The following is an 11,115-nucleotide window of genomic DNA, read 5'->3' as shown; positions in this document are numbered from 1 at the left end:
GTTACATGGTCAAGCCCGGTTTATTCACAAGAAACAGCCCATTCAGCAGATGGGGGAAGGGAGGAACTAAGATTATGCAGATTAGGGAGATGTCCACAGACCTGCCTGCGGCAGGCAGGTTTCACAGATGGGGAAAAGGGAGAACCACAGATTTCACAGATTAGGAAAGAAAATTTCGCAGATTGTGGAGAGGTTTTGGGGGAGGACGGGGTCACATCCTAATTTAAAGTTGTCACTTTCTCCTGGTTAAAACTCTGTCTTTTTGGGGGAGATCTTCCCCCTCCTCCTCCCTTCCTGAATCCTGAACCCCGAACCCCGAACCCTCTCATTCCCCCTCGGTGTCCTCTGTGGTAAGAAGCAAAGAGCAGAGCGCATGGAGCATAGAATAGGGCGCAGGGCGTAGAGAGCAGGGCGGGGGGGAGAAAAGGCTTGCCCGGAGGGCGGGTTTGGGGATAATACCGGGCTGGAAACGGCGGCGTAGCTCAGTTGGTTAGAGCAGCGGAATCATAATCCGCGTGTCGGAGGTTCGAGTCCTCCCGCCGCTAGGAAACGGAAAGCCCGGCCCCGCCTCGACGGCGGAGCCGGGCTTTATGCGCTTTGAGGGCGCCGGTTAAGCGCTCAGTCCCCGTACGTGTCCGAGCCTCCCTCGGAGGGGACGAACCCCATGGCGTTCATCGCCTGGCTGATGGTGGAGGCGGGGACGGTGCCCCAGACCTTGATCACGCCGTTCTCGACCCGGCTGCAGAAGGGGAAGGAGAGGTCGACGTTACGCAGGGCCTGGAACTGCTCGGGCTGCTCCGTGGCGGGGAAGGCGTTGAAGAGGGCGTTGTAGTTGAGGATGCCGGCGGAGTTGGCCCCGGGGTAGCAGGGGATGACCTGGGCCGGGTCCCAGGAAGGCCGCTTGTCGGCCACGCGCCCGATCAGGTCGTCGATCCCGGTGCTCTTGGCGGTGGTCATGACCGTGATCCCCAGGTCGCCGACCACCGCGGTCTCGAAGTTGATCCCGTTCTCGAAGATCATCTTCAGCTGGGGGGAATCGATCGTGCCCAGGTCCAGGGGGCTCCCCTCGTCGGCCTGGGCCGGCCCGACGGCGAAGCGGTAGGAGTAGACCTTGAACTGGCGGCAGAGCCGGGGGGCGTCGACGCCGGAGAAATCGGGTTCGACCTTGATCCCGAGCATGGTCGAGAGCATGGAGAGGCTCTGGACGTCGCGGCCCAGGCTCCCGGTGAGGAACTTGACGAAGGCGTCGGGGTCGGCCAGCTTCTCCAGGACGACGTAGCCGATGGCGCCGCCGGCGTCCAGGGTGATGGCCGAAGCCACCTCGTCGCCGACCAGGGCCAGGTGCTTGTCGTAGAGGTTGAGGAGGTCGGAGGACATCTTCTGGATGACCCCGACCGCCTTGCCCGCGTCCTTGTCGTCCCCGGTCTGGGCCAGGACGGCGGACGTGAAGGTGTCGACGAAGCGGCGGAAGGCGTCCATGATCATGTCCTGGCGGGCGACGCGTTGGTCGGAGAGGATGTAGGCGCCGCGGGGGAGGTAGCCGGCCAGGGTCAGGGGCCCGTTCTCCTGGGCCCGGATGTAGGTATCGAAGTTGCTGCCGGGCCGGCCCTGGATGGCTTCCTGGACCGTCACCCCGGTCTTGTCGGCGCCCAGCCCCAGGTTGATCCAGCCCATCTGCCCGACGTAGTGGTCGACCAGGTCCAGGAGCATTTTCTGGGTCGGCACCAGCTCTTCCAGATCGAAGGTCCCGATGGCGTTCTTGACCAGGGCCAGCACGGTCGCCGGACGGATCGCCACCACCACCGGGCTGTCGATCAGGGGGACGATCTCGCCCAGGGAAAACCCGCCCAGGCCGGCGGCCATACCGGCGTCCTCGGTGTACCAGGCGTAGTCGTCGCCGCCGGCGACGAAGACCGGCTTGGTGGATTCGACGAAGAACTGCTCGTAGTTCTCCTGGGCGTCGGAGGAGGCGTTGGAGTAGGCCTCGGTGTCGAAGATCCGGGTGACGACGGAGAAGGTCAAGTAATTACCTTCGCCCTCGACCGGTTCCCCCAGCCGGGAGGCCATCCCCTTGCGGAAGTTGTCGCCCCGGGTGGTGAAGCCGATGGCGAAGGGGGGCGGGCCGTCCCAGTTCCCGTCGGCGGGCGGGTTGACCACCACGGCCCAGGGGCCGTCCAGGACCACGCCGCTCAAGGACTGGTTGTTGATGGCGGACCCGATGATCATGGGGAGCATCCGGACCGTGGCCGAGGGCAGGCCCAGCTGCTCGGTGAAGGCGGCGACGTCGCCGATGGTCTGAGCCAGGTTGGGGGTGTAGGCGTAAAAAGCCAGGTTCTCGGGGGTCTCGGCCCGGGCCGTCCCCGCCGCCGCCAGCCAGATCGAGACCGCGGCGATGAGCATGGAGCGCATCATCTTTTCCTCCCGGTTGAAGGGTTCCTCTGTTATACTTCCGCCCGGCGCCCGGCGAAGTCAGGACGGCGCCGCGCTTTGTTGTCATGTAGTATTAAACTTAGCAGAGCCGGGGTATCTTTGCCATGAAGATCGCTTTGAAAAACATCTCGGTCGCGCAGCAGGACCGGATCCGGACCGATCCCGGCGACATCTCCTCGCTGCGGGAGTCGATCGGGAAGCTGGGGCTGCTCAACCCCATCGTCATCGACGAAAACGGCCGCCTGGTCGCCGGCTACCGGCGCTACTGCGCCTGCCGCGACCTGGGCATGGAGGAAGTGCCGGTGCGGGTGGTCCGCTTCCACGGGGACCTGCTCCTGGAGCTGGAGGCGGAGGCCGCCGAGAACCTCTTCCGCAAGGATTTCACCCCGGAAGAGATCGCCCGGATCGAGGAGCGCCGCAAGGAGATCATCCGCCGGATGCGGGGGAATATCTTCCAGCGCATCTGGCGCCGGCTCCGTCGGATCTTCCGGCGCCGGGAGCCCGCCGCCCCCGCCCCCGGCCCGTCCGCGGCCGAGGAGAGCGACTGAAGCCGCCGCCGCTCCGGGGCCCCGAGGGCAAGGGACGATGGAAATCCCCGAACAGGACATGACCTTCGACCAGCTCCAGCGCTACCGGCTGGCGGCGGAGATCCTGGAGCGGCTGCGCCCGGAGGGGGGGGACTGGAACGTCCTGGACGCGGGCAGCCGCGACGGGTTCCTCCAGGGGTTCCTGCCCGGGGACACGGTGGTCAACCTCGACCGGGACCGGTTCCTCGCCCCCGGGTTCGTCCGGGGCGACGCCCTGGCGCTCCCCTTCGCCGACGGCGCTTTCCACGCGGCGGTGGCCATGGACGTCTTCGAGCACCTGGAGGCGACCCAGCGGCCGCTCCTGCTGGCCGAGCTGCGCCGGGTGGCGTCCCGCGCGGTGGTGCTGGCCGCGCCCTTCGCCTCGGAGGAAGTGGCGGCGGCGGAAGCCGCCGCCAACGAGTTCCACCTCTGCGTCCTGGGCGAGGAGAACCCCTTCCTGGTCGAGCACCTCTCCCGGGAGCTGCCCCGGCTGGAGGACTACGCCGGGCCGGCCGCCCCGGAGCCGCGCCCGGAGGTCCTGGCCAACGGGAGGGTCGACCGCTGGCTGGCCATGACCTGCCTCAACGCCTACCTGGTCTCGCTCCCCGAGCCCTGGCCGCTGATCTTCGCCCTCAACCGACTCTACCACCGCTGGTACTACGGCTGCGACAACGCCGAGCCCGCCTACCGCCATTTCCTGGTCTGGCACGACGGCCCCCCCGTCCTGGGGAAGGGGGAGGGCCACGCCTCCGGGCCCGCGTCCCCGCCCGAGGGGTTCTTCCGGGAATTTCTGGAGACGACCGCGTCCGACCGCTCGGGGCTGGCGGAGACGCTGGCGGGGAAGCTGGCCCGCCAGGAGGAGGAGACGGCCTCGTTCCGCCGGCTCCTGGCTGAAGAGGAGGCCCGCCACCGGGAGGACCTCGACCGGCTCCTGGCCGAGCGGGCGCGTGACCGCGCCGAGCGGGAGGAGGAGACCGCGCGCCTCTGCGCCCTCCTGGAGCGCCGCGCCGAGGACATCCGCTACCTGGAGTCCCTCTGCTCCGGGAGCCCGCTGGCCCGGATCCTGCGGTCCCTGCGCCCGCGGCAGGGAGACGGGCCCCGGTGAAGGACGAGCGGGGAGCGGCTCCGGCGGAGCGGGTGCTGACGGTCGTCGCCCCCGGGGCGGGACACGACCCGGCGGTGGAATGGCTCCTCTCCCGCTTCGACCCGGCCGCGATGACGGTCCTGCTCGACGGCGGCTCGGTCCGGGCGGACGACCCCCGCTTCGCCGCCTGCGGCGAGGTCATCGCCTACCCGGAGTTCCCGGGGAGGCGCCGGCTGATGCGCCGGCTCCGCTCCCAGTGCTTCACCCACGCCTACCTGGTCGCCGGCGCCTTCGAACCGGGGCTGGGGCTCCTGACCTGGGCGGCGGGGGCCCCCGTCTGCCGCTGGGTGCGGGGGGAGGAGGGGAAGGACGTCCGGATCAAGGAGCTGCTTGTGCCCGCGCTCTCGGCGGCGGGGGCGGCCGCGCTCTTCTTCCCGGCGCTGCAGGCGCTGCGGCTCTGCTTCGCCGCCGAGAAGTACGTCCGCCCCCCCCCGCCGCCCCCGGCCGAACACCCCCCCTTCGCGGCCGGGTCCGCGGTGAGCGTGGTCGTCCCCACCTACGACGGCCGCGACCTCCTGGAGGAGTGCCTCCCCTCGGTGACGGCGGAGGTCGAGCGCTACGGCCGCGGCTCGGAGACGATCGTGGTCGACGACGCCAGCGCCGACGGGAGCGCGGAGTTTCTGCGCGAGCGCTTCCCCGGGGTCCGGGTCCTGGCCCTGGAGAAGAACGCCGGGTTCGGGGCCGCCTCCGACGCCGGCATCCGCGCGGCGCGCTCCGACCTGGTCCTGCTCCTGAACTCCGACATCACCATGGAGCCGGGGTCGCTCGACCCGTTGGTGGAGACCATCGCCTCCGCGCCCGGGGCCTTCGCCGTCCAGCCCCGGACCCTCTTCCCCGAAGGCGGCCTCAACTTCGGCGTCAACATGGGCCGGCTGGAGCGGGGCTACCCCCGGTTCTGGAACGAGGCGGACATCCCCGGCGCCCCCCGGGTCGACTCCCTCTTCCCCACCCTCTACTGCCTGGGAGGGGCGATGCTCTTCGACCGGCGCAAGTACGAGGCCCTGGGCGGCTTCGACCCCCTCTTCCACCCCTTCCGCTGGGAAGACATCGACCTCTGCTACCGGGCCCGCAAGCGCGGCTGGGACTGTCTCTACCAGCCCGCCTCCCGGATGGTCCACAAGCACCACGCCACCCTCAACCGGGTCTTCACCCCCGACTACCTCAACGTCATCGAGACCCGCAACGAGATCCTCTTCGCCTGGAAGAACCTGACCGAGCCCATCCTCGTCGACGAGCACCTCCGGGCGCTCCCCGGCCTGGTCGCCGCCCACCTCCTGGCCGGGCGGGGGAACTTCGCCCGGGGCCTGCTGCGGGCGCTGCCCCGGCTCCCCGCCGCCCTGCGCGGCCGCCGCCGCGAGCGCCGCGCCGCGTGCCGGAGCGACCGGATCGCGATGAACCCGCCCCTGCGCCGCTACCGCAACTTCCGCCGCGGCGGCGAGAGGAAGCGCCCCCAGATCCTGGTCCTGAACCCGGTCTTCCCCTATCCCCCCATCGACGGGGGGAAACACCGCGTCTACAACGTCCTCAAGGCCGCCGCCGAGGAGAACGACATCCACCTGCTCTGCTTCGCCGACCGCGGTTCCGAGCCCGAGATCGGGGCCATGCGCGAATTCTGCGCCTCGGTGGAGACGGTCCCGTTCCCCGCCGACTTCGGGTACCTGGGGCCGAAGCGGGAAGCCCTCTTCCCCATGTACTACCGGAACTACTGCTCCCCGGAGATGGAGGCGAAGCTGCGGGCGGCCCTCAAGGAAAAGCCCATCGACGTCGTCCAGGTGGAGACCGACAAGATGCTCTTCTACGCCGGGTCCGTCGACTCCCTCCCCGTGGTCTACGTGGACCAGGACGTGGCCGGCCTCTACTTCCGGGGGGGGAAGAACCCGCCCCACCGGGGCTGGCGGCGGGCGATCGACGTCTTCGAGTGGCTCCGGACCGTCCGATGGGAAACGGTGGAGGGGCGCCGGTGCTGGACCGTGGTCACCGTATCGGAGGAAGACGAGGAGATCCTGCGCCGGCTCCTGCCCGGCGCCGACGTCCGCTCCGTCCGCCACGGGACCTGCGTGGAGGAGTTTTACGCCCCCTACCGCGAGGTGGAGGAGAACTCCCTGCTCTACGTGGGCTCGTTCGGGCACTACCCCAACGTCGAGGCGGTCGAGTACCTGATCGGGGAAGTCTGGCCCCTGATCCGCAGGGAGGTCCCGGACGCGACCCTGACCGTGGTGGGCTCGCACCCGACCCCGGAGATCCTGGCGCGGGGCGGCCGCGACGGCATCGAGGTGACCGGTTTCGTCGAGAGCGTCCGGCCCTACCTGGACCGGGCCGCGGTCTTCGTCGCCCCCATGCGCAAGGGGATGGGGATGAAGGGGAAGGTCCTGGAGGCGATGGTCCGGGGGAAGCCGGTGGTGACCACTTCGATCGGGATCCGGGGGGCCGCGGTCGAGCCCGGCCGCCACCTCCTGGTCGGCGACACCCCGGAGGCCTTCGCCGCGGCCGCGGTCGGGCTGCTGCGGGACCGGGGCCGGCGCCGGGCCCTGGCCGAGGCCGGCCAGAAGCTGGCCGCGTCCGAGTACGACTGGAGCTACTCCGCCCGCCAGATGGACGGGATCTACCGCGAACTGATGGGGGAGGCATGAGCGTATCCCGGCTGCTCAAGCTCGGTTTCTACGGCCTGGTCTTCGCCGGCCTGATCTTCCGGACGGGGTGGATCCTCCTGCGGGGCCGGGCGATCAAGATCCTCGGCCCCCGGCCATGAACCCCTTCCTCCTCCCCCCCCGCCCCCTCTCCCTGGGGCTGCGCCCCGGGGCGGCCGAGCCCCCCGGGGCCCTGGAGAAGCTGGACTTCCGCCCCGGCGAGATCGAGCTGGAACTCTCGTGCGTCCCCCCCGGGGGCCTGGGCGGCTGGCTGGCGGCCGCGCGCGAGCGCGCCGACGTCCTCACCCTCTCCGTTCCCGCGCTGTCCCCGCCGCCTCCCGGGTGCGGGGGTGCGGTCGCGGTCGACCGGCTCCGGCTCGGGCTCGGCCCCGGGGAGGACGCGGAAACGGCGGCCGCCCCCTGGCGGGAGATGTTCCCCGGGGCGCAGGTGCAGACGCGCCCGTCGCCCCGCCCCGGCGCGCGCCGGCCGCTCCCGGAGCCGCCGCCGACCCGGGACGAGGGCGGCCTGCGCCGGCGCCTGCGGGCGCTGGCGGCCCCGGAGATTCCCCCGGAAGAGGTGCTCCCCGGCCCCGCCGTCCCCGGGGAGGGCCCGGAGCGCCGCGACTGCCTCTTCCCCTGGGACTGGGCCTTCGTCTCCGGTTCGGGCCGGGTCGGGCCCTGCCCGGTCTCGCCCCGGGAGCTGGGGGACCTGGGCCGGGAGAGCTTCGCCGAGGTCTGGGCCGGCGACCGCTACCGGGAGTTCCGGGAACGGCTCCTGGGGGCCTACCCCTTTCCCGAGTGCCGCCGCTGCCGCCTGCGCCCCCGGGTCCGGGTCCCCTCGCGGGTTTCCTGGGCCTGGGCCGGGATCAACGACGTCTTCGGGGTCCAGACGGGCCCGGGCTGGTTCCCCCCGGAGGGGCGCCCCTACCGCTGGTCGCGCGCCGCGGCGACGCTGCTGCTGGCGGGGGCGGGGGAGGAGAAGCTGACGCTGGTCCTGACGCTCCCCTCTCGCCGCCTGGCCCAGAGCGGCCGGGTGCGGGCGGGGGGCGCCGAGGTGGGAACATTCGCGTTGAGCCGGGCGGGGGACCGGCGCCTGGAATTCGCCATCCCCCCGGCGGAACCGGCGACCGCGGTCGAGATCGTCTGCGACCGGGAGATCGTCCCCGCCGAGGTCCTGGGCAACGACGACCGCCGCCGCCTGGGGGCGGCCTGGAAAGGCGCCGCCCTGGGCTGAGCGGCGGCGGCTCGACAAGGGCGGGGAGCGGCCGTATACTCGGCGGATGAACGGGAGCGAGGAAGCGTGCGCGCGGTGAAACGGCGGAAGACAACCTGGTGGCAGGCGCTCCTGCTGGCGGTCTTCGGGCTGGTCTGCGCCCTCCTCCTGCTGGAGGCGGGGATGCGGGCGGCGGGGGCGGTCATCATGGCCGTCCAGGAGCGCCGCAACCGGGAATCGATCATGGCCGGCGGCACCTACACCATCCTCTGCCTGGGGGAATCCACCACCGCCGGGACCTACCCCTCCCTGCTCGAGGAGGAACTCAACCGCCGGGCGGGGTCGAAGCACTTCACCGTGATCAACGCCGGGATCTCGGGGACCAACACCTCGGTCATTCTCTCCCTCCTGCCCGGCAACCTCGACCGCTACCGCCCGGACATGGTCGTGACCATGATGGGGATCAACGACCACGCCGCCGAGATCGACCGGCTGGGGGAGGAGTCGGCCTGGAGCGCCTTCTGGCGGAACCTCCGGGTCTACAAGCTGGCCCGCTCCCTCTCCGAGCACATCCGGGCCTCCCTCTCCGGCCGGGGCACCGACCTGGAGGAACTCTACCGGGAGCGGGACACCGGCGGGGAAGAGAGCCCCGCCGCCCCCCCCGTGAGCCGGGCGGCGGCCCGCGGCTACCACCGGGCGAAACGCTACGGGGCGGCCATCCGCGCCTGCCGGGAGCTGCTCCGGCGGGAACCCGGCGACCTGGGGCTGACCCTGCTTCTGGCCGACTCCTGCGTCGGGGCCGGCCGCTGGGCGGAAGCCGAGCGGGCCCTGGCGGGGCTGCCGGAGGAGGAGGCGCGCGGCCACTGGGCCCTGGTGGTCCGGGGCCGTCTCCAGGCCGCCCGCGGGGACCCCGCCGGGGCGGAAACCTGCTACCGGGAAGCCGTCGCCGCCCGGCCCGACGACCCCACCGCCTACTTTGAGCTGGCCCGGGTCCTGGACGCCCTGGGGGCCCCCGAACGGGCGCTGGCCGCGGCCCGCGCCGGGGCGTCCCTGGACCCGGCGGCGGCGCAACGCTACGTCGACGGACTCCTCGACCAAGCCGAGATGGCGATCGTGGAGAACGACTACCCCCGGGCGGAACGGGACTGCCTCCGTGCCCTGGACCTGCTCCCGGAGCACGGCCCGGCGGTCGAGCTGACCGTGAACCTCTACCGCCGCCAGCTGCGCTCGGCCGACGCCGTCGCCCTCTGCCGCCGGGCGCTGGCGGAGCGCCCCGACGATGTCCGCATCCTCAACGCCCTGGGGACCTCGCTGATCGACCTCAAGGAGTACGGCGAGGCCGAGGAAGCGCTGCTGCGGGCGATCGACTTCGACCTGGCCGGGCCCGTCACCAACATCGCCAAGTACGGCCCCATCGGCCTGCCCCTGCTCACCACCCTCTACCTCGACCTGGAGGAGTACGGGAAGCTCCGCGGCGTCTGCGAGCGGATCCTGGCCGGCTACCCGGACAACCCCCGGGTGCTGAACATCGCCGCCACCGCCTGCGAGAACCAGGGCGACCGGGAGGCCGCCGCGCGCTACCGGGCCCGGGCCGGGAAGACCCAGGAGCACAAGTTCAACCCGATGACGGAACGCAACTACCGCGCCTTGGCCGAGGCCGTCCGGGGCCGGGGGATCAGGCTGGTCTGCGTCCAGTACCCCTGCCGCCCGCTCGGCCCCCTCAAGGAGATGCTGGCCGGGCGCGCCGAGGTCGCCTTCGTGGACAACGAGCGCGGCTTCAAGGAGGCCATCGCCCGCGAGGGGGTGAAGGCCTACTTCGTCGATCTTTTCGCCGGGGATTTCGGCCACTACACCCGCCGGGGCGGGGAACTGCTGGCCCGCGCCGTCGCCGACGTCATCTTCCCCTCGGCGGCCCCGGCCGCGGCCGGGGCGCGCCGTTCCCCCGGCGGCGGCTAACGCAGGTAGCCCAGGGCCCGCAGCCGTTCCCGGACGGCGGGGGCCAGGGGCGCGCCCGGTTTCGGGCCCTCCGGGGCCAGCCGTTCCTTCAGGCTCCGGACGTTCTCCGCCGCCGCCAGGGCCCGCAGCCGTTCCGCCGCCGCCACCCGGGGCAGCTCCCCGGCCAGGTTCCGGCTCTCGGCGAGGTCGTCGCGGGCGAAGAGCCACTCCCCGGTCCCGTGGCTCCAGTGGTTGCCGTAGACGTACTCCCCGTCGACGATGCGCAGGGACTCGTCCCAGGGGGTGAAGCTGAGGGGGGCCTCCCCGGGGGCCCCGCCCCCGTCGGCAACCTCCAGCAGGCTGGCCCCCTGGACCGAAGGGAGGTCCCCCTCCAGGCCCAGGCAGGCGGCGATGGTGGGGAAGATGTCGAGGGTGCGGACCGGCGCGGAAACCGTCCGCCCCCCCCGTTCCCCGCCGGGGAACCTGACGATCAGGGGGACGTGGAGCGTCTCCCGGAACAGCATCTCGTGCAGTATCCCCCGGTGCTCCATGAACTCCTCGCCGTGGTCGGAGGTGAAGACGATCAGGGCCTTGTCGTAGACGCCCTCCTCCTCCAGGACCCGGCGGATCCGGGCGAAGACGGCGTCGGAATAGAGTACCCCCCCGTCGTAGAGGGCGACGTAGTGGGCGAGGTGGTCGGGCCGCTCGAGGTCGGCGGGGCCGAAGAAGCGCTCCCGCATGTCCGCCCAGCCGGCGTCGCCGCGCAGATCGGCGAGGGAGACGGGCAGCCCCGGGACCGGGTCGGTCAGGAAGCGCCGGCGGATCCCGGGCGGCCCCCCCAGGTAGGGGTCGTGGCAGAGGTAGTGGTGGAGGAAGAGGAAGAGGGGCTTGCCTTCCTCGCGGCTGCGCCGGACGCAGCGGCGCACGGCGTCCAGGACCCTGGCGACGGACCGGGCCCGGCTCTCCTCCTCGTCGGGGCCGGGGAACCAGGACCGGTAGAAATCGAACCCCCGTTCGAACCCCTGCCCGGCGACGTTGCCCCCCCCGGTGAGGGCGGCGGTGAAGTAGCCGTGGTCCCGCATGAATTCGGGGAGCGTGGCCAGCCGTTCCGAGAGCGCCGCCGTCGGCCAGTCCGGGGAATAGTTGCGGACCCCGTGGACCGGGGGGTAGAGGGAGGTGAAGATGGACATGTGGGAGGGG

8 protein-coding genes and 1 tRNA gene are annotated in these 11,115 nt (G+C 71.5%); 7 read left to right on the top strand and 2 right to left on the bottom strand.

Features of this window, described 5'->3' with window-relative positions; all coding sequences use genetic code 11:
* Positions 1-471 precede the first annotated feature (471 nt).
* A tRNA-Met gene (locus PLZ73_11970) sits at positions 472-545 on the top strand.
* A 73-nt stretch (positions 546-618) separates the two neighbouring features.
* On the opposite strand, the gene PLZ73_11965 is transcribed toward PLZ73_11970, so the two are convergent.
* Positions 619-2,412 (bottom strand): hypothetical protein, encoded by a 1,794-nt coding sequence (locus PLZ73_11965; GenBank protein HOO78589.1) that lies wholly within the window; start codon positions 2,410-2,412, stop codon positions 619-621.
* Between the two features lie 122 nt (positions 2,413-2,534).
* Between PLZ73_11965 and PLZ73_11960 the strand changes: the two genes are divergently transcribed.
* The 6 genes from PLZ73_11960 (at position 2,535) to PLZ73_11935 (ending at position 9,936) form a co-directional block, all read left to right on the top strand.
* Positions 2,535-2,978, top strand: coding sequence for a ParB N-terminal domain-containing protein (locus tag PLZ73_11960; GenBank protein HOO78588.1), 444 nt, complete (start codon positions 2,535-2,537; stop codon positions 2,976-2,978).
* Between the two features lie 37 nt (positions 2,979-3,015).
* Positions 3,016-4,101: a methyltransferase domain-containing protein gene (locus PLZ73_11955; protein HOO78587.1), complete on the top strand. Its 1,086-nt coding sequence runs from the start codon at positions 3,016-3,018 to the stop codon at positions 4,099-4,101.
* Positions 4,098-6,770, top strand: a complete 2,673-nt coding sequence (locus tag PLZ73_11950) for a glycosyltransferase (protein HOO78586.1) — start codon at positions 4,098-4,100, stop codon at positions 6,768-6,770. The genes PLZ73_11955 and PLZ73_11950 overlap by 4 nt, the downstream gene beginning before the upstream one ends.
* Positions 6,767-6,889 (top strand): hypothetical protein, encoded by a 123-nt coding sequence (locus PLZ73_11945; protein ID HOO78585.1) that lies wholly within the window; start codon positions 6,767-6,769, stop codon positions 6,887-6,889. Before PLZ73_11950 ends, PLZ73_11945 begins: the two co-directional genes overlap by 4 nt.
* Positions 6,886-8,001, top strand: coding sequence for an SPASM domain-containing protein (locus PLZ73_11940; protein ID HOO78584.1), 1,116 nt, complete (start codon positions 6,886-6,888; stop codon positions 7,999-8,001). Before PLZ73_11945 ends, PLZ73_11940 begins: the two co-directional genes overlap by 4 nt.
* Before the next feature lie 75 nt (positions 8,002-8,076).
* Positions 8,077-9,936, top strand: a complete 1,860-nt coding sequence (locus tag PLZ73_11935; GenBank protein HOO78583.1) for a tetratricopeptide repeat protein — start codon at positions 8,077-8,079, stop codon at positions 9,934-9,936.
* Here the strand turns inward: PLZ73_11935 and PLZ73_11930 are convergent.
* The coding region (locus PLZ73_11930) for a sulfatase-like hydrolase/transferase (protein HOO78582.1) at positions 9,933-11,115 on the bottom strand (1,183 nt) is incomplete at its 5' end. The genes PLZ73_11935 and PLZ73_11930 overlap by 4 nt on opposite strands.

The sequence above is a fragment of the bacterium genome (genome assembly GCA_035380285.1).
Lineage (GTDB): Bacteria > Auribacterota > Erginobacteria > Erginobacterales > DAOSXE01 > DAOSXE01.
The sequence above is the reverse complement of the archived record's forward strand: the minus strand, read 5'-3'. Positions and strand labels throughout refer to the sequence as shown.

Excerpts from the sequence above, each read along its gene's own strand:
- PLZ73_11965 (HOO78589.1), bottom strand. The coding sequence starts at position 2,412 with ATGATGCGCTCCATGCTCATCGCCGCGGTCTCGATCTGGCTGGCGGCG.
- PLZ73_11960 (HOO78588.1), top strand. The coding sequence starts at position 2,535 with ATGAAGATCGCTTTGAAAAACATCTCGGTCGCGCAGCAGGACCGGATC.
- PLZ73_11955 (HOO78587.1), top strand. The coding sequence starts at position 3,016 with ATGGAAATCCCCGAACAGGACATGACCTTCGACCAGCTCCAGCGCTAC.
- PLZ73_11945 (HOO78585.1), top strand. The coding sequence starts at position 6,767 with ATGAGCGTATCCCGGCTGCTCAAGCTCGGTTTCTACGGCCTGGTCTTC.
- PLZ73_11940 (HOO78584.1), top strand. The coding sequence starts at position 6,886 with ATGAACCCCTTCCTCCTCCCCCCCCGCCCCCTCTCCCTGGGGCTGCGC.